Raw genomic sequence first — 26208 nt, forward strand, 5'->3', positions numbered from 1 at the left:
GATCCCGGTGTCCGCGGGCGCGACCCGGCTTCAGAGACCGGGCTCAGCGGTACCCGCCGGAGGACGCCGGGTCGGTGCCGGAGTCCGTGAGGTGCCGGGTCGCGAGGATGGCCGCCTGGGTCCGGGACCGGACGCCGAGCTTCCCGAGCAGCACCGAGGTGTAGTTCTTCACGGTCTTCTCGGCCAGGTGCATCGCCTCGGCGATCTCGCGGTTGGTGAGGCCCTGGCCGATGAGCTCGAGGATGCGCAGCTCCTGGTTGCTGAGCCGGGCGATGCGGGGGTCCCGCTCGACACCCTGGCGGACCCGGTCGAGGACCTGCTGGGTGACCGCCGGGTCGAGCAGCGACTGACCGGCGGCCACGCGACGTACGGCGTCGACCAGGTCGCCGCCCCGGACCTGCTTGAGGACGTACCCGGCGGCGCCGGCCATGATCGCGGCGAACAGCGCGTCGTCGTCGTCGTACGACGTCAGGATGAGCCCGGCGATGGAGGGATCCTGCGAGCGCACCTTGCGGCACACCTCGATGCCCGTGCCGTCCGGCAGCCGGCCGTCGAGGATCGCGACGTGGGGACGGAACGCGGGGATCCGGTTGATGGCCTCGTCGGCCGACCCCGTCTCGCCCACCACGACGATGTCGCCCTCGGCCTCCAGGAGGTCCTTGATCCCCCGGCGGACGATCTCGTGGTCGTCGACGAGGAAGACCCGGATGGGCGACGGGCTCGCGTTCGGCTGCTCTCCCATGCCGAGAACCTAGGTCGGGCCGGAGGGCGCCCTGAAGCGACGATCGACCCTGCTCTCCGAGGACCTTTGGTCCGGACTCCTGCGACCCCCGCGGCCGCGCGGCCCCGCGGCCCCGCGGCTCCGCGGCTCCGCGGCTCGGCAGCGGCTCAGCGAGCCGCGGTGTCGCGGCGCTCCCCGCCGCTCGCCGTCATCGCGGCCGAGGGCTCGACGACCACGACCGGGACCGGGCTCTGCCGGAGGACCGTGCGGACCACCGAGCCGAGGTGCGACCCGACGGCCAGGGTGGGGTTCCGGCGACCGAGGACCAGCAGCTGCGCGCCCTCGGCGACGTCGTCGAGGGCCAGCGCGGCCGGGGCGTGGTAGACGCTGACGACGGTGTTGACGCCCGGGTGCTCGGCCCGGAGGGCGTCGAGGTCGGGGGCGACCTCCTGGCCGAACCGCTCCTTCTCCGCCTCGCGCATGGCGTCGTCGACGACGATGCCGTCGTAGCCGTTGGCCAGCCACCACGCGTGGACGATCCGGAGGTCGGCCCCGCGCTCCCGTGCCAGCGTGAACCCCGCGCGCATGATCTCGCGGGAGCGGGCGGGGTCGTGGACGCCGACGACCACGGGGCCGGGCTCCGCGCCGTCCGGCGGGCGCCACGCCTCCGGCACCGAGACGACCGGTGCGTGGGCGCGGGCCGCGACACCGCTGGTCGTCGAGGCGCTGGTCAGGCGCTTGGTCCCGGTCAGGTGACGGTGCTGGAGGACCACCATCCGGGCGTCGGCGCTGCGCCCGGCGAGGACGGCGGCCGGCGCGCCGGTGGTGACGAGCTCGGAGGTGACGACGACGGCGCTGCCGACACGGGCCCGGGCGCCCGCGACCGCCTGGCGGAGCACCTCGGCGCCGTACTCCTGGGCGGTCTGGTAGGCCGCCGCGAGGGAGCTCGGGAGGGTGGGCGGCATCCGGACGACGTGCACGAGGTGCAGCGGGCTGCCGCTCAGCATCGCCTCTCGCGTCGAGAAGTCGAGGAGCGCCTCGCTCTCGCCGGCCCCGACGGCGACGACGATGGGCTTGCTGGTCATGGTCACGGGTCTCACGTCCTGTCCTGGTCGGTGACTCAAGCCTCGGGCCGCCGCGGGCGCACCGGCAGGGTCCAAGGGCCCCGGGCGGCAGGACGTTGGTGGGTGCCTCAGTCCGCGGAGCGGAGCTGGCGCGGCGCGGTCGGGTCGGGCCCCAACGGCGTCCCGAGGCGGAGCTTGGCGTCGACGACCTGGCAACCGGCCCCCGGCCCCGGCACGACGGCGTCGAGCACGAGCTCGGCGACCTCGGGCACGTCGGTCACCAGCCGTCCCAGCGAGACGAGCAGGCCGACCACCGGCTCGAGGACCTCGGTCGCGCCGCCGCCGTCGGCGGCCAGGAGCGCGGTCGACCGCAGCGAGCCGACCGCCCGCCGGGCATCGGCCTCGGTGACCGGCGCGACCAGGATGACCTGGTCCGAGCGAAGACCGGGCGGCACGCCGCCGCTCGCCACCGTCACCAGCGGCCCCAGCGTGGGGTCGCGCACCACCCCGAGCGCGACCTCGGTGCCCGACACCATCGGCTGCACCAGGACCTCCGGTGCTCCCCCGACGCTGCCCGCGAAGTCGCGGTAGGCGTCCCGGACCTGCTCGCGCGTGCGCAGGCCCGTGCGGACCAGGCCCGCCTCGGCGCGGCGGACCGTGCCGGCGTCGACCACCTTGACCGCCACCGGCAGCCCCAGCGCGCCCGCGGCGCGCGCGGCACCGGTCGCGGACCGGGCCGTGGTCCCGACCGCAGCGAGGCCGTACGCCGCCAGCAACGCCGCCACGTCCGACCCGTCGGACCAGCCGCTGCTCCCCCGCCGCAGCAGGTCGCGCGCCAGGCTGCGGGTCCGCGCGGCCTCCGCGGCGTCGGTCAGCGGCGCCCCCGGCCCCTCCTCGTCGGCCAGCCACGCGGCGTACCGCACGGCGTGCGCGAGGGAGCCGACCGCCGCGGCGGGCGTGGCGTGCACCGTGGTCCCGCCGGGGCCGGCCGTCGTGGCGAGGTCGAGGCCGACCGGCACGGCGAGGACCGGCAGCTGCGGGTGCCGCGCCCGGGCCTCGCCCAGCGCCCGCACCGTGGCGGCGGCGTCGGTGAGGGCGGTGGCGACCGGCACCAGCACGGCGGCGTCGACCTCGCCCGAGTCGAGCACCTCGTCGAGCAGGCGACCGAGCTGCTCGGGGGTCGCCGAGACACCGGCGTCGACCGGGTTGGTGGGCGCGCCGCCGGCCGCGAGGAGCGGGCGCAACCGCTCCTGGAGCGCCGCGGACAGCTCGGGCACCACCAGGCCCTCCGCGCGGGCGGCGTCGGCGACGAGCACGCCGGTCCCGCCGGTGTTGCCGAGCACGGCGACCCGGCCGCCGGCGGGCAGCGGCTGCTCGGCGAGGAGCCTGGCGGTCTCGACCAGGTCGTCGACGTCGCGGCACCCGAGGACACCGGACTGGGCGAAGAGCGCGTCGACGCCGACACTGCGCAGGCCGCCCGGGCGCCGCTCGCCGTCGGCGCCGGGAGCGCGTCCCCCGACCACGGCGAGGAGCGGCTTGCGGCGGGAGAACCGCCGGGCGAACCGGGCGAACTTCGCGGCGTTGCCGAACGACTGCAGGTACAGCCCGGCGGCGCGGACCTCCTCGTCGTCGTACCACGCGGCGAGCAGGTCGTTGCTCGAGACGTCGACCTTGGCGCCGAGGGCGACCAAGGAGTGGACCCCCAGGCCGGCCTCGTCCGCGCGCCGCAGCAGCGCGGCCCCGACCCCACCGGACTGACTGGCGATCGCCAGGCCTCCGGGCGGCGGGACGACCTGCTGGTACGTCGCGTTGAGCACGCGCTCCGGCCCGGCGAGCAGCACCCCGAGCGAGTCCGGGCCCACGAGCCGCACCCCGGCCGCCCGGGCGGCCGCGAGCAGCTCCCGGCGACCCGCCGAGTCCGGCGGCGCGGGCTCCGGGGAGACGATGACCGCGGCGCCGGCGCCGGCGGCGCCCGCCTCGCGGACCGCCTCGACCACGTCCTGCTCGGGCACGCAGACGAGGACCAGGTCGACCTCCCCCGCGGCCGCGAGCGACGGGGTGGTCGCGACGCCGGCCACCTCGGCCGCGGTCGGGTGGACGACGACGACCCGGCCGTCGGGGCCGCGGGTGGCGGCCCGGCCGAGCACCCCGCCGAGCACCTGGTCGAGCACCGCCGCCCCGAGGTCCGTGCCGCCCGGTCCCGCACCGACCACCGCCACGGCGCGGGGGCGGAGCAGCGGGCGGAGGGAGCGGGCCTCGGCGCGGAAGTCGCGCTCGTCGGCCCGCGCCGAGGGGACCGAGCCGGCCCGCGTCGCCAGCCGCAGCATCACCACGCCGGAGTCGGAGTCCCGCCCCTCGACGTACCCCGCGCGGGCGAAGACGCTGAGCATCGCGTGGTTCTCGGTGAGCACGTCGGCCTCGAACCGGGTGAACCCCTGCGCCGACGCGAGCGCCGCGACGTGCTCGAGCAGCAGCGTCCCGACGCCGCGGCCGCGAGCCGCGTCGGCGACGAGGAACGCCACCTCGGCGGTCGCCGCGTCCAGCGGCTCGGCCGTCGCGAGCCCCAGCAGCTCGCCGCGGGCCTCCGCGACGAGGGCCAGCGTCGACTCGCTGGCGAGCATGGTGTCGACGTAGCGGTGGGCGGCGTGGCGGGCCGAGGAGAAGAACCGCATCCGGATCGCCTCGTCCGACACGCTCTCGTGCAGGTCGTGGAGCGCAGGACCGTCGCTCTGCCGCAGCGCCCGGACGACCGCGATCGAGCCGTCGGCCAGCAGCACGTCGGCCGGGCGGACCTCCACCGGAGCGGTCACCGCGCGTCGCCCGGGGCCGGCGTGCCGAGGGGGGCGGACGCGGGGGGTGCCTTCGGCATGCCGCCAGCATCCCCGCCCGGCATCCCCAGGGGAAGGGGTCCCGTGGACCGAGCGTGGACCGGGCCGACCCGGCGACCAGCCGCCGGCGGGCGGGCTCCGCCGCTACGGTGCGGGGAGGAACGGAGGCAGCCATGACCGCTCGGCCGGTGCTCGTGCTCAACGCGGGCTCCTCCTCGCTCAAGTACGCCGTCGTCCGCCCCGACACCGGCGAGACCCTGCTCGGGGAGCACCTGGAGCGGCTGGGCACCGACGACGTCGGGGCCGCCCTCGACCGGCTCGTGGCGAGACTGGCTGCGGCCGGCATCGCCGCGGACGACCTGGCGGCGGTCGGCCACCGGGTGGTGCACGGCGGCGACCGGTTCGTGGCCCCCACGCTGGTCGACGACGCCGTCCTCGACGGGCTGGAGGCGCTGGTGCCGCTGGCGCCGCTGCACAACCCGCCGGCGATCGCGGGGGTGCGGCACGCGCTGGCGGCGTACCCCGGCCTCCCCCAGGTCGCTGTCTTCGACACCGCCTACTTCGCCGACCTGCCGGCGGCCGCGGCGACGTACGCCCTGGACCGCGAGGTGACCGCGCGGCTCTCGGTGCGCCGCTACGGCATGCACGGCATCAGCCACGAGCACGTCGCCGGGCGGGCCGCCGCGTTCCTGGGCCGGCCGGTCGAGGAGCTCGACCAGGTGGTGCTCCACCTCGGCAACGGCGCCTCGGCGGCCGCGATCAGCGGCGGGCGACCCGTCGAGACCTCGATGGGCCTCACCCCGCTGGAGGGCCTGGTGATGGGCACGCGCGGCGGCGACGTCGACCCCGGCGTGCTGCTGCACCTGCTGCGGGTCGGCGGGCTCTCGGTCGCCGATCTCGACGACCTCCTGCACCACCGCTCCGGCCTCCAGGGGCTCAGCGGCCGCCAGGACTTCCGCGACCTGCTGGCCGCGGTCGACGGCGGCGATGCGGACGCCGCGCTGGCCTACGAGGTCTGCTGCCACCGCCTCCGCAAGTACGTCGGCGCCTACCTGGCCGTGCTCGGCGGCGCGGACGTGGTGACGTTCACCGCCGGGATCGGCGAGAACGTCCCCCGCGTCCGGGCCGACGTCCTCGCCGGTCTCGAGCAGCTCGGCATCCACCTCGACGCCACCCGCAACCAGGTGCGCGGCGGGCCGGCCCGGATCTCGGCCGACGACTCCGCGGTCACCGTCCTGGTGGTGCCGACCGACGAGGAGCTGTCGATCGCCCGCCAGGTGGTCGCGCTGGTGGGTGTGTCCCGGCCCTAGTTGAAGTCCGCAGAGGTGTCCGGTTCGGCGGTGGTCGACGGCGACCCGCTGCGGTCCGGGGCGACGCGGTGGTCCCACGCCCAGTCGCGCACCTCGGGCAGGTCCTCGCCGTGCTCGCGGGTCCAGGCGCGGGCCCGCCGGCGCGTGTCGACCATGAGCTGGCGCAGCCCGGCGGCGCGCTGCCCGAGCGCGGGGACGCGGTCGATGACGTCCATGACCAGGTGGTACCGGTCGAGGTCGTTCATCATCACCATGTCGAAGGGCGTGGTGGTGGTGCCCTCCTCCTTGTAGCCGCGCACGTGCACGTTGGCGTGGTTGGTGCGCCGGTAGGTCAGCCGGTGGATGAGCCAGGGGTAGCCGTGGTAGGCGAAGACCACCGGCTTGTCGGTGGTGAAGACGGTGTCGAAGTCGCGCGCGGAGAGGCCGTGCGGGTGCTCGGTCTCGTCCTGGAGCCGCATCAGGTCGACGACGTTGACGAAGCGCACGCCGAGCTCGGGCAGGTGCTCGCGCAGGATCGAGGTCGCCGCGAGCGCCTCGAGCGTGGGGACGTCGCCGGCGCAGGCGATGACCACGTCGGGGTCGCCGTCGGTGGTCGAGGCCCAGTCCCAGATGCCGAGGCCCCGCGCGCAGTGCAGGTCGGCGGCCTCCGCGTCGAGCCAGTCGAACGTCGGCTGCTTGCCGGCCACCACGACGTTGACGAAGTGGGTGGTGTCCAGGCAGTCGCGCATCGTCGCGAGCAGCGTGTTGGTGTCCGGCGGGAGGTAGACGCGGACGACCTCGGCCTTCTTGTTGACCACGTGGTCGATGAAGCCGGGGTCCTGGTGGGAGAAGCCGTTGTGGTCCTGGCGCCACACGTGGGAGGTGAGCAGGTAGTTCAGCGAGGCGATTGGCGGGCGCCACTCGATCGAGCGGGTCGTCTTGAGCCACTTCGCGTGCTGGTTGAGCATCGAGTCGACGAGGTGGATGAACGCCTCGTAGCAGCTGAACAGCCCGTGCCGCCCGGTCAGCAGGTAGCCCTCCAGCCAGCCCTGGCAGGTGTGCTCGGAGAGGATCTCCATGACCCGGCCGCTGCGACCGAGGTGCTCGTCGGTCTCGAGCAGCTCCCCCGCGAAGACCTTGTCGGTGACCTCGTAGACCGCGTCGAGCCGGTTCGAGGCGGTCTCGTCGGGGCCGAAGATCCGGAAGTTGTCGGGGTTCTGGCGCACCACGTCGACCAGGTAGCGACCCAGCACCCGGGTCGCCTCGTGCACCGAGGCGCCCGGCGCGGTGACCTCGACGGCGCTGTCGCGGAAGTCCGGCAGCCGCAGCGGCCGCCGCAGCAGACCGCCGTTGGCGTGCGGGTTGGCGCTCATCCGGCGGGTGCCGTGCGGGGCGAGCGCCCGCAGCCGCGGGACCAGCCGGCCGGCGTCGTCGAAGAGCTCCTCGGGCCGGTAGGACCGCAGCCAGGCCTCGAGCATCGCGCGGTGCTCGTCGTTGTCGCGGGTCCCGGCGAGCGGGACCTGGTGGGAGCGCCACGTGCCCTCGACCTGGACCCCGTCGACCGTGCGCGGGCCGGTCCACCCCTTCGGCGTGACCAGGACGATCATCGGCCACGGCCGCCGCTCGAGGTCGCCGTCCTCGCGGGCCGCGCGCTGGATCTCGCGGATCTCGTCGTGGGCCCGGTCCAGCGCCGCCGCGAGCTCCCGGTGGACGGCGGCGGGCTCGTCGCCCTCCACCACGATCGGCTCGTGGCCGAAGCCGCGCAGCAGCGAGATCAGCTCGTCGCGGTGGATCCGGGCCGGCACGGTCGGGTTGGCGATCTTGTAGCCGTTGAGGTGCAGCACCGGCAGGACGGCCCCGTCGTGGACCGGGTCGACGAACTTGTTGGCGTGCCACGAGGCCGCCAGCGGACCGGTCTCGAACTCGCCGTCGCCGACCACGGCGGCGACCACGAGGTCGGGGTTGTCCATGGCGGCGCCGTACGCGTGGGAGAGCACGTAGCCCAGCTCGCCGCCCTCGTGGATCGAGCCGGGCGTCTCGGGGGCGACGTGGCTGGGCACGCCGCCGGGGAAGGAGAACTGGCGGAACAGCTCGCGCATCCCCTCGGCGTCGTCGCCGACGTGGGGGTAGAACTCGGTGTAGGTGCCCTCGAGCCAGGCGTTCGCGACCGCCGCCGGGCCGCCGTGCCCCGGGCCGGCGAGGAAGATCGCGTCGACGTCGCGCTCGCGGATCAGCCGGTTGAGGTGCGCCCACAGCAGGTTGAGGCCGGGGGTGGTGCCCCAGTGGCCGAGCAGGCGCGGCTTGATGTCGCTGGGCTGGAGCGGCCGGCGCAGCAGCGGGTCGTCCATCAGGTAGATCTGGCCGACCGACAGGTAGTTCGCCGCCCGCCACCACGCATCGAGGTCCCCGAGTGCTTCGTCGTCGATCCGATCGGTGCTCATGGGTCTCCTGTGCTCGTCGGGACGTGCAGGTCAGGCGTACAGGCACGCTAGAGCGATCCGTCCCCGCTGGGAACCTCCCGGCGAAGTCGAGCTGTTCTGCGCCGAGGAGCAGTCGTGGATCGACCGCGGTCAGCCGAGGTGGCACTCCTGCAGGGTCGAGGTGGCACTCCTGCACGGACGAGGTGGCACCGCCGCAGGGACGAGGTGGCACCCCTGCACGGACGAGGTGGCACCCCTGCACGGACGAGGTGGCACCCCTGCAGGGACGAGGTGGCACCCCTGCAGGGACGAGGTGGCACCGCCGCCGGCGTGGGAGCTGGGCGGGACCAAGGGCCCGCGCATAGACAGGACCGCGGCCTCTGACCCCCACCTCCGCCAACCGCCAGAGTTAAGGCAACAACCAACCAGCACCAAACGAAGAGGAAAAGGAGGTCACCGACATGACCACCATCGCGAACAACGCCAACCACGCCCGTCACGAGGTCGCACAGGCAGAGGGCCCGGTCGTGGTGACCACCTTCGCCGCCCGCGCACTCGCCGTGACCCGCATCGGCTTCGGCATCACCTTCCTGTGGGCCTTCTTCGACAAGCTCCTCGCCCTGGGCTTCCACACCGGCTACGACCAGACCGGCAACCTCGACCGCTTCGGCGACGCCGCCTGGATCAACGGCGGCAGCCCCACCGAGGGCTTCCTCGCCTTCGGCGCCGAAGGCCCCTTCGAGGGCCTCTACAACAACATCGCCGGCGCCTGGTGGGCCGACACCCTCTTCATGGCCGGCCTCCTCGGCATCGGCCTCGCCCTCATCCTCGGCATCGGGATGCGCCTCGCTACCGCCGCCGGCGCCCTCCTCTACGTCCTGATGTGGACCGTCGTCCTCCCCCCGGAGAACAACCCCGTCATCGACGACCACCTCCTCTCCGCCGCCACCCTCGTCGCCCTCGGCGCCCTCGCCGCCGGCAACACCTGGGGCCTCGGCAAGATCTGGGCCCGCACCACCCTCGTCCGCAAGGCCCCCGTCCTCCGCTGACACCCCCGCACCACCCAGCACCACACACAACGAAGCCCCGACCGCACCCGCGGCCGGGGCTTCGTCGTACGCCGGGGCGCGCCGGCGACCAACCTCTACAGGTGCCGACTCGGCGGCCCACAAGTGCCGACTCGGCGCGGCAGAAGTGCCGACTCGGCGTGAGGTGGGAGCTGGGCGGGACCAAGGGCCCGCGCATAGACAGGACCGCGGCCTCTGACCCCCACCTCCGCCAACCGCCAGAGTTAAGGCAACAACCAACCAGCACCAAACGAAGAGAAAAGGAGGTCACCGACATGACCACCATCGCGAACAACGCCAACCACGCCCGTCACGAGGTCGCACAGGCAGAGGGCCCGGTCGTGGTGACCACCTTCGCCGCCCGCGCACTCGCCGTGACCCGCATCGGCTTCGGCATCACCTTCCTGTGGGCCTTCTTCGACAAGCTCCTCGCCCTGGGCTTCCACACCGGCTACGACCAGACCGGCAACCTCGACCGCTTCGGCGACGCCGCCTGGATCAACGGCGGCAGCCCCACCGAGGGCTTCCTCGCCTTCGGCGCCGAAGGCCCCTTCGAGGGCCTCTACAACAACATCGCCGGCGCCTGGTGGGCCGACACCCTCTTCATGGCCGGCCTCCTCGGCATCGGCCTCGCCCTCATCCTCGGCATCGGGATGCGCCTCGCCACCGCCGCCGGCGCCCTCCTCTACGTCCTGATGTGGACCGTCGTCCTCCCCCCGGAGAACAACCCCGTCATCGACGACCACCTCCTCTCCGCCGCCACCCTCGTCGCCCTCGGCGCCCTCGCCGCCGGCAACACCTGGGGCCTCGGCAAGATCTGGGCCCGCACCACCCTCGTCCGCAAGGCCCCCGTCCTCCGCTGACACCCCCGCACCACCCACGACCCAGCCCCGACCGCACCAGCGGCCGGGGCTTCGTCGTACGCCGGGGCGCGCCGGCGGGCGCGAGCAACGCGCTGTCCAGGCATCTACCGCGCCGTTGGGTCGGCGCGGTAGATGCCCGAACAGCGCGGCAGCCGGACGAACAGCGCGTGACAGCACGACGAAGCCCCGGCCGCACCAGCGACCGGGGCTTCGTCGTACTGCAGGAGTGCCACTTCGACCCTGCACGGGTGCCACTTCGACCCTGCAGGAGTGCCACCTCGACCCTGCAGGAGTGCCACCTCGACCCTGCACGAGTCCCACCTCGACCCTGCAGGAGTCCCACTTCGTGGGGGGAGGGTCAGGCGGCGGGCTCCTGGAGGGACAGGGCGATGTCGATGATCATGTCCTCCTGGCCGCCGACGAGGCGGCGGCGGCCGCACTCCATCAGGATCTGGCGGACGTCGACGCCGTAGCGCTCCGAGGCCGCCTCGGCGTGGCGGAGGAAGGAGGAGTAGACACCGGCGTACCCGAGGGTGAGGGTCTCCCGGTCCACCCGCACCGGGCGGTCCTGGAGCGGGCGGACGATGTCGTCGGCGGCGTCCTGCAGCGCGAACAGGTCGCAGCCGTGCTCGAAGCCGGACAGGTCGGCCACCGCGATGAACGCCTCCAGCGGGCAGTTGCCCGCGCCGGCGCCGTGACCGGCGAGCGAGGCGTCGACGCGGCGTACGCCGTTCTCGACCGCGACCACGGAGTTGGCGACCGAGAGCGAGAGGTTCTCGTGGGCGTGGATGCCGATCTCGGTCTCGGCGTCGAGGACGTCGCGGTAGGCCCGGACGCGGGCGGCGACGTCGTGCATCGTGAGCCGGCCGCCGGAGTCGGTGACGTAGACGCAGTGCGCGCCGTAGGACTCCATCAGCTTCGCCTGCTGGGCGAGGTCCTCGGGCGAGGACATGTGGGAGAGCATGAGGAAGCCGGAGACGTCCATGCCGAGCTCGCGGGCGGCCGCGATGTGCTGGGCGGAGACGTCGGCCTCGGTGCAGTGGGTGGCCACGCGCACCGAGCGGACGCCGAGGTCGTAGGCCTTCTTCAGCTCGTGGATCGTGCCCACGCCGGGCAGCAGCAGGGTGGTCAGCCGCGCCTTCTTCAGCACCGAGGCCGCGGCCTCGATCCACTCCCAGTCGGTGTGCGAGCCGGGGCCGTAGTTGAGCGAGGAGCCGGCGAGGCCGTCGCCGTGGGCGACCTCGATGGCGTCGACGCCGGCGGCGTCGAGGGCGGAGACGATGCGGGTGACGTCCTCGGGGGTGATCCGGTGGCGCACGGCGTGCATGCCGTCGCGCAGGGTGACGTCCTGGACGAAGATCGGGGTGGTCATGGTCAGATTCCTGCCTTCGAGGCCGCGATCCGCTCGGCCATCTGCAGCGCGGCGGAGGTCATGATGTCGAGGTTGCCGGCGTACGCCGGGAGGTAGTGCGCGGCGCCCTCGACCTCGAGGAACACCGACACCTGGTGGGTCGGCCGGCCGGCGCCTTCGCCGACGAGGGTGCCCACCGGCTGGTCGGCGGGCAGCTCGGTGATCTGCACCTGCTGCTTGAGCCGGTAGCCGGGCACGTACGCCGCCACGTCGGCCACCATCTTCTCGACCGAGCCGCGGATGTCCTCGTGGGTCGCGGGGTCGGGCGCCTCGACGAGGGCGAAGACCGTGTCGCGCATGATGAGCGGCGGCTCGGCCGGGTTGAGGATGATGATCGCCTTGCCGGCGGCCGCGCCGCCGACCTCGACGATCGCCGCGGAAGTGGTCTCGGTGAACTCGTCGATGTTCGCGCGCGTGCCGGGGCCGGCCGACTTCGAGGCGATGGACGCCACGATCTCGGCGTACGCGACCGGCACGACGCGGGAGACGGCGGCGACGATCGGGATCGTCGCCTGCCCGCCGCAGGTCACCATGTTCACGTTCGGGGCGTCGATGTGGTCGTCGATGTTGACGGCCGGGACGACGTAGGGGCCGATGGCCGCGGGCGTCAGGTCGATCATCCGCTTGCCGAGCGGCTCGAGCAGCGCGGCGTTGTGCTGGTGGGCCTTGGCCGAGGTGGCGTCGAAGACGATCTCGATCTCGTCGAACCCGGGCAGGTCGATGAGGCCCTGGACGCCCTCGTGGGTGGTGGCGAAGCCGAAGCGGCGCGCGCGGGCGAGCCCGTCGGAGTCGGGGTCGATGCCGACCATCGCCCCCATCTCGAGGTGCTTGCTGGTGCGCATCACCTTGATCATCAGGTCGGTGCCGATGTTGCCCGACCCGATGACGGCGACCTTGGTCTTGGTCATGTGGGGAGTCCTTACTCGGAGAAGACGGCGCTGACGGCGCCGAGGCCGGTGATGGTGGCGGTGACGCGGTCGCCGGGAGCGACGGGCCGCATCGGGCCGAGGGCGCCGGAGAGCACGACCTGGCCGGCGCGCAGCGGCTCGCCGAACTCGCGGGCCTGCCGGGCCAGCCAGACGACGGCCTCGATCGGGTCGCCGAGGCAGGCCTCGCCGGCACCGGTGGAGACCACCTCGTCGTTGATGGACATGCTCATGGTGACCTCGCGGGGCTCGACCTGGTCGAGGGTGCGCGGGTCGGCGCCGAGCACGTAGGCGCCGGCGGAGGCGTTGTCGGCGACGGTGTCGCCGAAGCTGATGTCCCAGTCGGCGACGCGGCTGCCGCAGATCTCCAGCGCCGCGACGGCGGAGGCGATCGCGCCGCGGACCTGCTCGTGGTCGAGCGGGCCCTCGGCGAGGTCGGCGCCGAGCACGAAGGCGACCTCGGCCTCGACGCGGGGCTGCAGGACGCTCCCGGCGGGCACGGTGTCCCCGTCGGCGTACGCCATGTCGTCGAAGAGGACGCCGAAGTCGGGCTGGTCCACGCCGAGCTGGGCCTGGACCGCGGCCGAGGTCAGCCCGATCTTGCGGCCGACGACGCGGGCGCCGGCGGCGACGCGCTCGTCGGTCAGCTGCTGCTGGACGGCGTACGCCGCGGCGACGTCGTCGCGGCCGATCAGGTCGCGCACGGGGGCGCCGGGCACCCCGGTGCGGTCGGCGGTGCGCAGCCGGTCCGCGGCCGCGCTGAGGGCCTCGGGGCTGACGCTGGTGGTGGTCTGGCTCATGGTCCCCACCCTCGCCGCTGGACCTGCCCGTGGCCCAGGGCGGCGTTCCACTCACCGATACGCTGTCGGGCGTGACCGAGGCTCCCCCACAACCCGGGACGCAACCCGGGACCAGCCCCGGCGCCGACACGGCGCTGGACACCGTGCTCGGCAAGGCCGTCGCGCTGCTCCGCGCGTTCCGCGTCGACGACACCGTGCTGCCGCTGGCCGAGCTGGTACGCCGCACGGGGCTGCCGAAGGGCACCGTGCACCGGATCGCCGGCGACCTGGTCGCGCACCGACTGCTGGACAAGACCCCGCACGGCTACCGCCTCTCCGGCGGGCTCTTCGAGCTCGGCATGCGGGCGGCCACCGAGCGGACCCTGCTGGAGCTGGCGATGCCGTTCCTCCAGGACCTCTACGAGCGCACCCACGAGACGGTGCACCTCGGGGTGCAGGACGGCACCGAGGTCGTCTACGTGGCCAAGATCGGCGGCCACCGGCAGGCGCGGTCGCCCTCCCGGACCGGCGGGCGGATGCCGATGCACTGCACCGCCATCGGCAAGGTGCTGCTCGCGCACGCCGCCGACGAGGTGCGCGACGAGCTGCTCGCCGGCCCGCTCGAGCGGCGTACGCCGCACACCGTGGTCGCGCCCGGCCTGCTGCGCCGCCAGCTCGCGAAGGTGCTCGAGACCGGCGTCGCCTACGAGCGCGAGGAGTCCACCCCCGGGCTGCTCTGCGTCGCCGCGCCGGTGCTCGACCCCGACGGGCGCACCGCGCTGGCGGCGATCAGCGTCACCGGGCCGGTGGGTCGCTTCCGGCCCGAGGCGCACGAGACGGCGGTGCGGGCCGCCGCCGCCGCGCTCGGCTCGACCCTGTCCCGCCGGCGCCGCTAGCCGACCGGCTGCCCGGCGGCCGACCCGGCAGCCCGGGCCTCGGCCTCGAGCGAGGCGGTCTCCGCGGCGTCGTCCTCCTCGTCCATCGCGTCGCGGCTGTGCACCCCGCGGTACGTCGCGTGCAGCAGCGCGACGGCGACCGCCGAGAGCAGCAGCACGACGCCGTACAGCTGGTAGAGGTCGGCGGGGCTGAGCCCGCGCTCCTGGAGGAACGTCGCGACGTTGGGGGCGAAGAAGGCGACCGCACGCCCCAGACCCATCATCAGGCCGACCGCGGCGGCGCGGACCGCGACGGGGTAGATCGACGGGCTGATCGCGTAGTACGCCGCCACGCCGCCGTTGACCGCGAGGCCGACCATCACGGCGAGGACGAGCACCATCGTGTCGCGGTCGAAGAACGCGGCGAAGGCGAAGAAGACCACGAAGCCGACGACGCCGATGCCGGCGGTCACCAGCCGCGGGTGGATCCGCCGCGAGGCGAGGGAGAACAGCAGCGCGCCGATGACGCCGCCCGCGGCCACCAGGGCCTGGGCGGTGATCCCGAAGTCGGCGTCGCCGGTGGTCTCGGTGACCAGCTTGGCCGTCAGCCCGTTGGCGAAGTAGAACGCCGCGATCACCAGGCCGTAGGAGATCCAGAGCAGGATCGTGCGGCGCAGCATGATGCCGCGGAAGACCCCGCTGACGAAGGCGCCCTTGGCCGGCGCCGGCCGGGTGGGCACCGGGAGGCTCGCCGACTCCGGGACGCCGATCCGGCGCGCGATCTTGTTGTAGGCCCGCAGCGCGCCGGCGGGGCGCTTCTGGACGAGGTAGTCGACCGACTCCGGCAGCACGACGGCGGCGACGACGAGCAGCACCGCGGTGATGATCGCGGAGAAGAAGTAGGGGCCGCGCCAGGTGAAGGCGTCGATCAGGCTGAGGGAGAGGAACCCACCGATGGCGGCGCCGAGCGGCAGCCCGATGCCGTAGACGCCCATGACCGCACCGCGCCGCTTCTGGTTGGCGTACTCCGCGACCAGCACGTTGATGCTCGGGACGATCGCGCCGAGGAACAGCCCGCCGAAGAAGCGGAAGGCCAGGAAGGTCTCGAACGACGTGGCCAACCCGGTCAGGGTCATCGCCACGACGATGATCGCGAGCGAGGCGAGGATGTGGTTGCGCCGGCCGATCCGGTCGGCCAGCGGGCTGAGGAAGATCGCGCCGATGCCCATCCCCAGCGTGCCGAAGGACGCCACGAGGCCCTGCTGGCCCCGGTCGAGGCCGAAGTGCTCGGTCAGGGCCGGGAGGGTGAACGAGGTCACGAGGATCTCGTAGCCGTCGACCATCGTCAGCAGGATGCAGATCGCGACGATGACCCACTGGAAGCGGGACATCGGGTTGCGCCGGATGGCGTCGGTGAGTTCCACGAGTTTCTCCGTGTGTAGATAACGCACATAGTCGTGCAGATAGGGAGAAAGGGTGGTCGCAGTCACAGGGGCCTGTCAAGGCTCCCGCCACGTGACCATCCCCCCACGTGACGATCGCGACCTCTACGCTGTCCCGCGATGAGCGAGCAACGACCCACCCAGGGCACCCAGACGCTCGCCCGTGGCCTGCGAGCCCTCGAGCTCGTCGCCCAGGGACGCGACGGCGCGACGATCCAGGAGGTCTCCGCGCAGCTCGACGTGCACCGCTCGATCGCCTCGCGGCTGCTCGCCACGCTCGCCGAGGCGCGCCTGGTCATCCGCGGCGCGGACGGGCGCTACCGCACCGGCGCCGGCCTGGCCGCCCTGGCCACCGGCATCTACGCCACCCTGCGCGCGGCCGCCGAGCCGGTGATGCGCGAGCTGGCCACCGACCTCGGCGCGACCGTCTCGCTGATCGTCGACGAGGGCAGCGAGGCCGTCGCCCTCGCCGTGATCGAGCCGCCCGCCTCGGGCTACGTGCTCTCCTTCCGCAGCGGCAGCCGCCACCCCCTCGGCCGCGGCTCGGCCGGCGTCGCGCTGCTGGCGGCCCGCCCGCCGGCGCCCGGCGAGGCCGACGACGTCACCACGGCGCGGATGCGCGGGTACGCCGCGACGTACGGCGAGGTCGAGCCGGGGGCGTACGGCGTCGCCGCACCGCTCGCGGCGATCGAGGGCGTCCCCGCGGCCTGCCTGAACCTGATCACCTACCGCGCGGAGGTCGCCGAGTCGGCCGCCCCCGCGCTGCTCGCCGCCGCCGAGCGGATCTCCGCCGCCCTGCGCTGACCCGGCTCGCGCCACACGCCAGACCCCTTGACACCCGAGCGGGGCCGGTGTTCCTATGTGACGGTTCGTGTAACTATCGATCACGACCGTGCAGATAACGCATAGGAGCGCTTCGCTGATGACGCTGACCCAGGAGTCCGCCGCCCGGGACACCACGCTGCCCTCGGGCACGCACGTCCGCTACTACGAGGCCGGCGCCCCCGACGCCCCGCCGGTCGTGCTGCTGCACGGGTCGGGCCCCGGCGCGACGGGGTGGTCGAACTTCTCCGGCAACATCCCGGTCCTCGCCTCCGCCGGCTTCCGCGTCATCGCCCCCGACATGCCCGGGTGGGGCGGCTCGGACGCCGTGGCCACCACGGACATGGACCACGACCGCGACCTGGTCGAGCTGCTCGACACCCTCGAGATCCCCCGGGCCGCGCTGGTCGGCAACTCGATGGGCGCGCACACCGCGATCCGGTTCGCGACGCTGCACCCCGAGCGGATCACCCACCTGGTGACGATGGGCGCCTCGCTCGGCCGCGGCCCGGCCTCGCTCTTCGGCGCCGGCGACGGCCCCAGCGAGGGCCTCAAGGTCATCGTCCGGGCCTACCGCGACGCGAGCCCGGAGAACATGCAGGCGCTCGTCGAGATCATGACCTACGACAAGGCCCGCTTCGCCACGCCCGAGCTCACCCGCGCCCGCTCCGAGGCCGCGCTCGCCCGGCCCGACCACCTGAAGAACTACGTCGAGGGCCTCGCCCACGGCGCGCCGATCCCGATCCGGGTCGACCGCGACAAGATCCCCGGCATCACCGTCCCCACGCTGCTCATCCACGGCAAGGACGACCGGGTGCTCCACTACGAGACCACCCTGTGGCTGCTCGCCAACATCCCCAACTCCCGCGCCGTGCTGCTCAACCGCTGCGGGCACTGGGCGATGATCGAGCACGCCGAGGAGTTCAACCGTCTCGTCGTCGACTTCCTCAACAACCACTGAGCCGGGGCGACGCGATGACCACCCAGCCGACCACCTCGGCCACCAACCAGGTCACCCTCGACACCGACGTCGTCGTCATCGGCGCCGGCCCCGTCGGGCTGACCCTCGCCAACCTGCTCGGCGTCCGCGGCCACCGCGCGACCGTCCTCGAGGCGCGCGCGGAGCTGATCGACTACCCCCGCGGCGTCGGCCTGGACGATGAGTCGATCCGCACGCTGCGCACCGCCGGGCTCTGGGAGCGGATCGAGCAGTTCACGGTCCCCCACCACGTCGTGCGCCTGGTCAACGGCCGCGGGCAGGTGCTGGCCACCAACGACCCGCAGACCCAGGAGTTCGGCTTCCCGCGCAAGCACGGCTTCAACCAGCCGGTCGTGGATCGCGAGCTCGCCGCCGGCCTGGACCGCTTCCCCGGCACCGAGCTGCGCTTCGGCCACCGCGTCGTCGGGATCGAGGACCGCGGTGACCACGTGCGCGTGACCGCCGAGCGGGTCGGCCCCGACGGGGCCACCGAGATCGTCGAGGTGACGGGGCGGTACGTCGTCGGCTGCGAGGGCGGCGGCTCCTTCACCCGCAAGTGGATGGGCGTGGAGTTCGAGGGCAAGTCGCCCTCGACCCGCTGGGTGGTCGTCGACGTCGAGAACGACCCGATCGGCTCCCCCAACGTCTACCTCGGCGCGGACCCGAAGCGGCCCTACGTCACCATCGGCCTGCCGCAGGGCATCCGCCGCTGGGAGTTCATGCTCCACGACGACGAGCCGACCGAGCTGGTCGAGGACCGGGCGTTCATGAACCGGCTGCTCGAGCGGTTCGTCCCCGACCCGGACGCGCTGCAGATCATCAACCAGCGCACCTTCACCCACCACGGACGCGTCGCCACGTCGTTCCGCCAGGGCAACGTCCTCATCGCCGGCGACGCCGCGCACCTGATGCCGGTGTGGCTGGGCCAGGGGTGGAACTCCGGCATGCGCGACGCCACCAACCTGGCCTGGAAGCTCAGCGCCGTCCTGCGCGGCGACGCCGAGGACGCGCTTCTCGACACCTACACGACCGAGCGCCACAAGCACGCCGCCGACATGATCGAGGTGAACATGGCGGCCGGGTCGATCATGAAGATGAAGCCGCTCGGCGGCTGGATCCGCGACCGCGTCGCCACCGCGCTCAACGTGGTGCCGACGTGGAAGTCGTACTTCACCGAGCTGCGGTTCAAGCCGATGCCGCGGTACGCCGAGGGCGTCGTGGTCGACCAGGTGACCCTCGAGCCCGGCCGCGCCCGGCCCGGCCTCCGCGGCGGCCGGCTCGCCCCGCTCGTCGACTCCGCCGGCGAGACCTCGCCGGTGGGCCTGCAGTTCATCCAGCCGCGCGTCAACACCGCCGAGGGGCGCGACGTGCTGCTCGACGACGTGACCGGCGACTGGTGGGCGCTCGCGACCTGGGGCACCGACCCCACCGCGTTCCTCTCCGCCGCCGACCTCGCGCTCGTGCAGCGCCACGACATCCGGCTGCTCGCCTTCGTCCCCGAGACCCAGCGCGAGTGGGCGGAGAAGCAGTACGCCGACGCGCCCGTGCCGGTCACCGTGGTCGGCGACACCTCCGGGGCGCTCAAGCGCTGGTTCGACGTCCGCGCCTGCGGGCTGGTCGTGCTGCGCCCCGACCACTTCGTCGCCGCCGCCGCGCTCAACCAGCAGGCGCCCCAGGCGCTGGCCGCCGTGGCCGCCGCCGGGTCGCTGCGCACCGACGCGGCTGCCCCCGCCGACACCCCTGCCCCGACCCCCGCCGACACCCCCGCCGAGATGGGAGCCCTCGCATGAGCCTGGCCCTGGTCTGCATGTCCCACAGCCCGTTGCTGGAGTTCAACGACCCGCCCGCCGAGGTCAAGGCCGAGGTCGACGCGGCGTTCGAGACCGCCCGCGCGTTCGTGGCCGACTACGACCCGACGCTGGTCGTGTCCTTCGCACCCGACCACTACAACGGGTTCTTCCACGACCTGATGCCGCCGTTCTGCATCGGCTTCGAGGCCCAGGGCGTCGGCGACTACGGCACCGCCGCGGGGCCCCTGTCGGTCCCGACCGAGCTCGCCGAGCGGCTCGCCGGCTGGGTCGCCGAGCGCGACCTGGACGTGGCGATCTCGCGGCGGATGGAGGTCGACCACGGCGCCGTGCAGCCGCTGGAGATCCTGCTCGGCGGCATCGACACCGTCCCGACGATCCCGGTCTTCGTCAACGGCGTCGCCGAGCCGTTCACCCGGATGGCCCGCGTGCGGAAGCTCGGCGAGGCGATCGGCTCCTTCCTCACCACCCTCGAGGACGAGCGGGTGCTCGTCATCGGCTCCGGCGGCCTCTCCCACGACCCGCCGGTGCCGCGCTGGGCGACGGCCGACGAGGCCCAGCGGGCGATGCTGCTCGACGGGCGGCACCCGACCGCCGCGGCCCGCGACGCCCGCCAGCAGCGGGTCATCGACACCGGCCGCGCCTTCGCCGCCGGGACCGCCACGATCCGCGACCTCAACCCGGAGTGGGACCAGGAGCTCATGCGCGTGCTCGCCTCGGGCGACCTCTCCCCCATCGACGCGATGACCCCGCGCCAGATGGCCGAGGACGCCGGCAACTCCGCCCACGAGGTCCGCACCTGGGTCGCGGCGTACGCCGCCCTGGGCACGGCAGGGCCCTACGACGTCGCGTCGTCGTACTACCGCCCCATCCGCGAGTACATCGCCGGCTTCGGCGTGATGACGGCCCGCACCCGCGCCTGACCCCCGCTCGACCCTGCTCGAACCCGGCGTGCCGGGGTGCGGCATGCGCGCCTCGAGCGCGGGCCGCCCCCGGCGCGCCGTGAGGAGCCTCGGACTACCGCGCCTGGTACGAGACCGACTTCCCGGGGTGGATCGGGTCGCCGCTAGTTCTGCTCCCGGACCTGCTGGCCGGTGACCAGCGGATAGGTGGAGAGGCTGTCGCCGTCGAGGTCGACCTTGTGCAGGTCGACGGCCGTCAGCTGGCTGTTCTCGTAGGTCCGGTAGTAGTAGATCCCCGTGTCGGTGTTGCAGCACGAGGAGTAGATCGTGATCTCGTACCTGTCTCCGACCTCCACGCAGCCCCGCTGCTGCTCGACGCTGCCCAGGATGTGGAAGAACTGGCTGACGGCCTCGGACTCGGACTCGCCCGAGAGCGAGTTCTCGGCGGTGAACACCGCCTTGACGAACCGAGACATCGACGAGAGGTCGCCGGGCAGGCCGACGGCGCCCAGACCCCGGCTGTAGGTGTCGAGCTGCAGCTTCTTGGAGAACCGGTTCTCCGGCTGGGCGGTCGACACGCTCGCGTAGTTGTTGAGGTTGAACAGCTGGATGTCGAACGTCGGGTTGTTGGTGAGCAGGCCCACCGGGTTGTCGTAGACCTTCAGCCCGTCCTTCACCGACTCGACCGTCAGTGACTCCTCGCGGTCGGAGATGATCCAGTGCAGCGGGGAGAGCGGGAGCTCCGCACTGAACGAGATGTCCACCAGCACCAGCTTCTCCAGCGCCTCCCTGACCTGGGCGACGGTCTCGAACTGGCCCAGGATCCAGGGGATGAACTCGAACGGCGAGATGTTGTCCATCCCCGCGACCTCGGCCTTGTAGTCGGCGTTCTCGGGGAAGTTGAGCCCGGCCATGCTCAGGCCCTTCTCGTTCGTGGCGTCGTAGTAGAGCGGATAGCCGTCGGCCACGGTCGTCATCCCGACCATCGCGTAGTGGGTGGTCAGGTCCGCGGCCTTGCGGAACGGGAACGGGAAGTTCCGCGGCGTGATGGTGACCGCCTCGTGGTAGGAGAACTCGAGGTCCAGGTTGCGACCGAAGTAGTGGTCCTTGGCGGTGTAGTTCGTCGCAGTGCACACAGTGCTGCCTCCGAGGCGGGGCCGGAATGGGTCTCCTCCACGCTCGGGAGACAGCACCGGGCTGGGGAGGGCCCTTGGGCTCCCGCGGGAGCGGAGGTACCCGGGCCGATCGGTCCGGGGGCCGGGTGCGCGGCGGCCCGCAACGACGCCCTGCCGCCCCATCCGCGAGTACACCGCCGGCTTCGGCGTGATGACGGCCCGCACCCGCGCCTGACCCCCGCTCGAACCCGGCGTGCCGGGGTGCGGCATGCGCTCCTTGAGCGCGGGCCGCCCCCGGCGCACCGTGAGGCGGTGGACACCGCAGAGCGCCCCCTGATCGACCCGGCCCACTACCGCGAGGTCATGGGCCACTACCCCACCGGCGTGGCGGTGGTGACCGGCACCGTCGACGGCGAGCCGGTCGGCATGGTCGTCGGGACGTTCAGCAGCGTCTCCATCGACCCGCCGCTGGTGGCGTTCATGCCGCAGGTCGGGTCGCGCACGTGGGACCGGCTGGCCGGCGCGGACGCGCTGTGCGTCAACGTCCTGGCCCACGACCAGCTCGCGCTGTGCCGCACGATGGCGGTCTCGAAGCCGGACAAGTTCGACGAGGTCGACTGGGCCCCCTCGGCCGCCGGCGCGCCCGTCCTGGCCGACGCCGTCGCGCACGTCCACTGCCGCACGCAGTCGGTCATGGAGGCCGGCGACCACTGGATCGTGCTGTGCGCGGTCGACGCGATGGAGGTGACCCGGCCGGCGACGCCGCTGCTGTTCTTCCAGGGCGGGTACGGCGGGTTCTCCCCCGCCGGCATGGCCGCCCGCGGCGACGGCGACCTGATCGCCGCCGTCCGGCTCGGCGACCGCGCCCGCACCCACGTCGAGCGGCTCGCGACGAGCCTGGGCTGCGAGGCGGCGGCCCTGGTCGCGGTGAGCCCGGACGAGCTGACCACGGCGGTGAGCGCGTACGGCGGCGACGCCACCATGGACGAGCCGCTCGGCCAGCGGATCCCGCTGATCCCCCCGATCGGCGAGGCGTACGTCGCCGGCGCCGCGCCCGAGGTCGTCGAGCGGTGGCTGGCGAAGGTCACTCCGCACGACCCCGAGCTGGTCACCTGCTACCGCCGCCGCCTGGCCACCGTCGCCGCGAGCGGCGTCGCCCTCAGCATGGTCGGCCCAGGCGCCCGCGCCGACTACGAGCGGATGCACGACGCGCTCGCGGAGTACGCCTCCGGCGAGCTCACCCCCGCCCGCGAGCGCGCCGTCCGCTCCGTCCTCGCCCAGACCCGCCACTTCTTCGACGACGTCGAGGTCCTGCCCGAGGAGACGTACGACGTCGGCGCGGTCGTCGTCCCCGTCCACGACCCCGACGGCCGGGTCGCCATGGTCCTGCGCGCCACTCAGCTCCCCGCCGGCGTCCCCGGCCGCGCCGTCACCGGCTGGATCGACCAGGTCCGCGCCGCCGCCCGCTGCGTCGAGCGCGACCTCGCCACCGGCGGCGGCGCGGACCGGGCCTCGGACTACCGCGCTTGGTACGAGGCCGACTTCCCGATGTGAGGAGGTCACCTCCGGGGCACCTCACGGCGAGCCAGTCCGTCTCCAGGGGCGGTCGGCCCCATTCTCGCCACGCGGGTGTGGAGTCAGCGCACGAGCTGGGAAACGCGCTGCTTGGAGACGCCGAGTGCCTTGGCGGCGTCCGCCTGGCTGATGCCCTCGTGGAGGACCATCTCTCCGACGAGGGCCTTGGCTGCTGCGGCAGCGGCGGCGGCTTGCTCCTCCGCGGCCTCCTGGCGTCGCCTGACCTCGCGGATCTGATCGCCGAGCTTGCCAGCAACGGTGTAACGGAAAGTAGTCGAATCCGGAACCGGCTGATCGGTCATGGTCGCGACCAGGTCGCGGACCCAGTCATCGGCTTCGGTGAGCCTACGAACATTGGTTGCACCAACGCCCTCGACTTCGAGCACCCAATGCCGAGCCTCACGGGTGACGACGACGTCGTAGTGGTCACGCGGCGTGAGCGGAAAGGTCATTGGACAACTCCTGGTGGAAGACAGGACAGCTGGGTGATGATCGAGCGGACGGTTCCAGCGGCGACCACCGAGCCTCTTCCGTGGTTCGGAACGGGCGCATGGTGCTTCCCACACGGACACTCCCAAACCTCATGCCGCCCCGAGCTGCGGATGATGGAGCACCCAGCCCTTCGAAGCCGTCGGGCGAGATCCCGGTAGCTCATCGGCTTCACAGCCTAGGTCTATCCCCCCTAGACGTTCAAGTCAAGAGGGCCTAGACGCCCTGGATGCGCTCTCTGCTGCGGCAGCGAGCGCCGACCCTTCTTCTGGCGATCAAGCCGGGACTCCAGCCGGGGATTCAGGGTAAGCATCGCCGGCCCGGGCGCACGCCGACTACGAGCGCCTGCGCGACGCGCTCGCGGAGTTCTCCTCCGGCGAGCTCACCCCCGCCCGCGAGCGCGCCGTTCGCAGTCGAGCGTGACCTCGCCATCGGCGGCGCCGACCGCGCCTCGGACTATCGAGCTTGGCACGAGGCCGACTTCCCGACGTAAGGGCTTACCCGCGGCGAGTATCCGCCAGTGCCGCGACCTTCCGCCAAGAAAGACCCACCTTCGCAATGCCCAACTGCGTCGACGTCCGCGGGGCCGAGGAGTTTCGTTCGTTTCCACCACCCCGTCAACAGGGGTCCAGGCTAATGCCGCATACATCGCCCTCCTCGACGAGCCATGTCGCTCGGAAAAACGAGCAGGGACGCTGCGAGACTGCGCACGTGGAACTGACACAGCCCGTGAAGGACGCCCTTCTCTCTTTGATCACTCCGACGGTCGCGATCGCGCTGATCGCCGTAATCGGTGCGTACGTCACTGCCCGTGCAGCTTTGGCAGACATAGCCCTGAAGCGGCGCCTTGAGACCGCGAAGAGGTTTACCGAACTCGCCGAGGTGGCCAACAACCGGACTGGCAACCGCGGCCTATATGAGATGACAGCGGCGATCGCACTGATCGGACAGTTTGGCCGCGACGAGCCGCACCTTCGGAGCGCGGCGCGGGCGGTGCTCAAACAAATCCAGGGCATCGGCCAGGCTCAGAGCGCCACGGCGTCCGTCAAGGTCGCCACAGCGGCTGGTGAGGAGCTTCAGCGCCTTCCCAATCACGACAAGAGCCTTCGACTCTGGAGGCGGTCGTAGAGGCGGGCCGCGGAGGAGACGCGGGTCAACGACCGGGCTTCAGTTTGTTTAGGTCTCGCATCTCACTGTTCGCGAAGGGCGCGGAGTCAAACGGCCTCGCGTCCGTCCCTGCGGTCTACTTGCTGCTTGAAGCCGTCTGGCAGCCCCTCGTACAGGGCGTCTAGCTGCTTTGGCTGAGTGATGAGCTGCTCGGCCACGATGTTCAGCAACCCAAACAGTGTCGCGGCGGTCTGCGGCGTATCGTCGTGGTGGATCTCATGTACCGACTGGTTCCCGCTGAACCGCATAACGTCCATCGTCCTCTGGACTCGCTCGGGCAGCCCGTCCCGCACCGCGGCGCCGATCATCGAGTTGAGGTTACCCGCCTTGTCCGGGTAGAGATCCTCCAGCAGAGCTTCGAGAGCGAGCCGAAGCAGCGCCGACGCCGAGCGCGGGCTGAGATTCACGACGGTCGCAGCCTCGTCGTACAGCCGCGCAACCGCCTCCGGCAAGTCCACATTGCGCTTCGGTCCCTCGACGGTGGCTGCCGGGTAGATCATCCGCGCCGAAGCGCCCCAGGTGTCAGTTCGTACGGGCTGCTCTAGCCAAATGGCCAGTCCCGAGCACACGAAGCAGGTCGAGATGGTGAGCCCCGGCAGGTAGGTGTCGCTGGTCTCGTGGCCCTGAGCGGTGCACGACGCCCAGGACTGCTGCGCGTTCGCGTTGCAGTGCGGGCAGATGAACGCCTTGCCGAGGTAGTTAGGGACGTCTCCAGGCACGTTGAAACGGTATCGAGCTCCACCGACAGCGGTGCCGAATTTGAGGTGGAACCACGGAGCGCTGTTGCCGCTCTACGCGACGGTGGAGAACTGGGCCAGGACACCGATCCGGGTTTCTGCGTGACGTTCGTCGAGTCCGCGCCGATCGTCGCCCTCGTGGTGTTCCTGTGGCCTGAGAGACGAGGCGGGTGGAGGACCACCTGGTGCTACCTACCAGCAGCGGAACTCTGCTCACCGCGCTAGTTGATAAACGCATCCAGAATCACGGCGATGATCGCGATGATCATTGGAACTGCCACTACAGCGACCCACGGATTGGCCAACGGGTGCTTCTTCACTGGGGGTTCGGGTGGGAATGGGGCTTCGGGCGGGGACGAGCGCGTGGACGCACTGATCGACCCGATGCTCAGACCGCTCGTCACAACAGCCACGGCCTCGTCGTGGACGGACGGCTCGGGCGAGGGTTCGGGCTTGACGCCTGATTCGATGCGCTCAATGCCGTGGCGAACGCGTTCGCTTAGATCGCGAACAAGGCCGTAAACGAGGACTCGATCCGAACCCCTAGCCTCGATTTCAATCACCGGCTCAGAACGCTTCAACCAGTGGGTCACTTCGATCTCTAACTCGCCCCCAGACTGTCGCAGGTTGTACGCCAGGAACTTTGGGGCGCTGCCGATATCAGCCATGTCCGCCCGCACTTGCGCGACCGTGCTGTCTGAAGCAGTCCCGCCTTCGAAGAACATCGTGACCGAGCGCCGGTAGGCATCGAACCCGAACTGGTCCTTCTCGAAACCGAAGCGCTTATCGCACTCAGACTCCACCCAGCCTAGGGCGACGAAGGGGTCGATGATCGCGGGGTCGGCGCCGATATCGATCCTGTCGTGGAATTGGCTTGGCACGTGCCGAGGGTAGCGATTGCGGCCCGTGAACGAACGAGACCCGCCCCA

23 protein-coding genes are annotated in these 26208 nt (G+C 72.4%); 10 read left to right on the forward strand and 13 right to left on the reverse strand.

The window, feature by feature from the left end:
* Positions 1 to 43: 43 nt before the first annotated feature.
* The 3 genes from HPC71_RS13395 to HPC71_RS13405 all read right to left on the reverse strand — a co-directional run bounded on the left by HPC71_RS13395 (position 44) and on the right by HPC71_RS13405 (position 4595).
* A complete protein-coding gene (locus HPC71_RS13395) occupies positions 44 to 742 on the reverse strand; it encodes a response regulator (RefSeq protein ID WP_154616390.1) in 699 nt (232 codons plus the stop codon).
* Between the two features lie 146 nt (positions 743 to 888).
* The gene (locus HPC71_RS13400; RefSeq protein WP_154616389.1) at positions 889 to 1806 is read right to left on the reverse strand and encodes a universal stress protein; all 918 of its coding nucleotides are present in this window, start codon (positions 1804 to 1806) and stop codon (positions 889 to 891) included.
* Positions 1807 to 1913: 107 nt separating this feature from the next.
* Entirely contained in the window at positions 1914 to 4595 is a 2682-nt protein-coding gene (locus HPC71_RS13405; RefSeq protein ID WP_154616388.1) for a GNAT family N-acetyltransferase, read from the reverse strand.
* Positions 4596 to 4786: 191 nt separating this feature from the next.
* Here HPC71_RS13405 and HPC71_RS13410 point away from each other — a divergent pair, with 191 nt between their 5' ends.
* On the forward strand, positions 4787 to 5923 hold the full coding sequence (locus tag HPC71_RS13410; protein ID WP_154616387.1) for an acetate/propionate family kinase: 1137 nt from the start codon (positions 4787 to 4789) through the stop codon (positions 5921 to 5923).
* Here the strand turns inward: HPC71_RS13410 and HPC71_RS13415 are convergent.
* Positions 5920 to 8343 (reverse strand): phosphoketolase family protein, encoded by a 2424-nt coding sequence (locus HPC71_RS13415; RefSeq protein ID WP_154616386.1) that lies wholly within the window; start codon positions 8341 to 8343, stop codon positions 5920 to 5922. The genes HPC71_RS13410 and HPC71_RS13415 overlap by 4 nt on opposite strands.
* A gap of 440 nt (positions 8344 to 8783) precedes the next feature.
* Here HPC71_RS13415 and HPC71_RS13420 point away from each other — a divergent pair, with 440 nt between their 5' ends.
* Positions 8784 to 9371: a hypothetical protein gene (locus HPC71_RS13420; protein ID WP_154616385.1), complete on the forward strand. Its 588-nt coding sequence runs from the start codon at positions 8784 to 8786 to the stop codon at positions 9369 to 9371.
* 293 nt (positions 9372 to 9664) lie between these two features.
* A complete protein-coding gene (locus HPC71_RS13425; RefSeq protein ID WP_154616385.1) occupies positions 9665 to 10252 on the forward strand; it encodes a hypothetical protein in 588 nt (195 codons plus the stop codon).
* A 358-nt stretch (positions 10253 to 10610) separates the two neighbouring features.
* On the opposite strand, the gene dmpG is transcribed toward HPC71_RS13425, so the two are convergent.
* From dmpG to HPC71_RS13440, 3 genes are read right to left on the reverse strand one after another with little or no spacing between them, the layout of a single operon-like run.
* The gene (gene dmpG, locus HPC71_RS13430; protein WP_154616384.1) at positions 10611 to 11624 is read right to left on the reverse strand and encodes a 4-hydroxy-2-oxovalerate aldolase; all 1014 of its coding nucleotides are present in this window, start codon (positions 11622 to 11624) and stop codon (positions 10611 to 10613) included.
* A 2-nt stretch (positions 11625 to 11626) separates the two neighbouring features.
* Positions 11627 to 12571: an acetaldehyde dehydrogenase (acetylating) gene (locus HPC71_RS13435; protein ID WP_154616383.1), complete on the reverse strand. Its 945-nt coding sequence runs from the start codon at positions 12569 to 12571 to the stop codon at positions 11627 to 11629.
* Between the two features lie 11 nt (positions 12572 to 12582).
* Entirely contained in the window at positions 12583 to 13389 is an 807-nt protein-coding gene (locus HPC71_RS13440) for a 2-keto-4-pentenoate hydratase (protein ID WP_154616382.1), read from the reverse strand.
* A gap of 71 nt (positions 13390 to 13460) precedes the next feature.
* Here HPC71_RS13440 and HPC71_RS13445 point away from each other — a divergent pair, with 71 nt between their 5' ends.
* Complete coding sequence (locus HPC71_RS13445; RefSeq protein WP_216656418.1) at positions 13461 to 14264, forward strand: IclR family transcriptional regulator; 804 nt, start codon at positions 13461 to 13463, stop codon at positions 14262 to 14264.
* Here HPC71_RS13445 and HPC71_RS13450 read toward each other — a convergent pair.
* The gene (locus tag HPC71_RS13450; protein ID WP_154616381.1) at positions 14261 to 15667 is read right to left on the reverse strand and encodes an MFS transporter; all 1407 of its coding nucleotides are present in this window, start codon (positions 15665 to 15667) and stop codon (positions 14261 to 14263) included. The genes HPC71_RS13445 and HPC71_RS13450 overlap by 4 nt on opposite strands.
* 138 nt (positions 15668 to 15805) lie before the next feature.
* On the opposite strand from HPC71_RS13450, the gene HPC71_RS13455 reads away from it, so the two are divergent.
* The 4 genes from HPC71_RS13455 (at position 15806) to HPC71_RS13470 (ending at position 20217) form a co-directional block, all read left to right on the forward strand.
* Positions 15806 to 16489, forward strand: coding sequence for an IclR family transcriptional regulator (locus tag HPC71_RS13455; RefSeq protein WP_154616380.1), 684 nt, complete (start codon positions 15806 to 15808; stop codon positions 16487 to 16489).
* Between the two features lie 118 nt (positions 16490 to 16607).
* Positions 16608 to 17468, forward strand: a complete 861-nt coding sequence (locus tag HPC71_RS13460) for an alpha/beta fold hydrolase (protein WP_154616379.1) — start codon at positions 16608 to 16610, stop codon at positions 17466 to 17468.
* 14 nt (positions 17469 to 17482) lie between these two features.
* Entirely contained in the window at positions 17483 to 19276 is a 1794-nt protein-coding gene (gene mhpA, locus HPC71_RS13465; protein ID WP_154616378.1) for a bifunctional 3-(3-hydroxy-phenyl)propionate/3-hydroxycinnamic acid hydroxylase MhpA, read from the forward strand.
* Positions 19273 to 20217 (forward strand): 3-carboxyethylcatechol 2,3-dioxygenase, encoded by a 945-nt coding sequence (locus tag HPC71_RS13470; protein ID WP_154616377.1) that lies wholly within the window; start codon positions 19273 to 19275, stop codon positions 20215 to 20217. Before mhpA ends, HPC71_RS13470 begins: the two co-directional genes overlap by 4 nt.
* A gap of 143 nt (positions 20218 to 20360) precedes the next feature.
* On the opposite strand, the gene bsh is transcribed toward HPC71_RS13470, so the two are convergent.
* A complete protein-coding gene (gene bsh / locus HPC71_RS13475; RefSeq protein WP_171896789.1) occupies positions 20361 to 21332 on the reverse strand; it encodes a choloylglycine hydrolase in 972 nt (323 codons plus the stop codon).
* Positions 21333 to 21623: 291 nt separating this feature from the next.
* On the opposite strand from bsh, the gene HPC71_RS13480 reads away from it, so the two are divergent.
* Positions 21624 to 22865, forward strand: a complete 1242-nt coding sequence (locus HPC71_RS13480) for a flavin reductase (protein WP_154616376.1) — start codon at positions 21624 to 21626, stop codon at positions 22863 to 22865.
* Between the two features lie 83 nt (positions 22866 to 22948).
* Here the strand turns inward: HPC71_RS13480 and HPC71_RS13485 are convergent, their stop codons facing one another.
* The gene (locus HPC71_RS13485) at positions 22949 to 23338 is read right to left on the reverse strand and encodes a helix-turn-helix domain-containing protein (RefSeq protein WP_154616375.1); all 390 of its coding nucleotides are present in this window, start codon (positions 23336 to 23338) and stop codon (positions 22949 to 22951) included.
* Positions 23335 to 23541 carry a type II toxin-antitoxin system HicA family toxin gene (locus tag HPC71_RS21265; RefSeq protein WP_412033871.1) on the reverse strand — a complete coding sequence of 69 codons (207 nt, stop codon included), beginning with the start codon at positions 23539 to 23541 and terminating at the stop codon, positions 23335 to 23337. Before HPC71_RS21265 ends, HPC71_RS13485 begins: the two co-directional genes overlap by 4 nt.
* A gap of 545 nt (positions 23542 to 24086) precedes the next feature.
* Between HPC71_RS21265 and HPC71_RS13495 the strand changes: the two genes are divergently transcribed.
* Positions 24087 to 24503, forward strand: coding sequence for a hypothetical protein (locus HPC71_RS13495; RefSeq protein ID WP_154616373.1), 417 nt, complete (start codon positions 24087 to 24089; stop codon positions 24501 to 24503).
* An 86-nt stretch (positions 24504 to 24589) separates the two neighbouring features.
* On the opposite strand, the gene HPC71_RS13500 is transcribed toward HPC71_RS13495, so the two are convergent.
* Positions 24590 to 25261, reverse strand: a complete 672-nt coding sequence (locus HPC71_RS13500) for a DUF4145 domain-containing protein (protein WP_154616372.1) — start codon at positions 25259 to 25261, stop codon at positions 24590 to 24592.
* A gap of 239 nt (positions 25262 to 25500) precedes the next feature.
* Positions 25501 to 26160, reverse strand: coding sequence for a hypothetical protein (locus HPC71_RS13505; protein WP_154616371.1), 660 nt, complete (start codon positions 26158 to 26160; stop codon positions 25501 to 25503).
* Positions 26161 to 26208 lie beyond the last annotated feature (48 nt).

Source organism: Nocardioides marmotae (assembly GCF_013177455.1).
GTDB lineage: Bacteria > Actinomycetota > Actinomycetes > Propionibacteriales > Nocardioidaceae > Nocardioides > Nocardioides marmotae.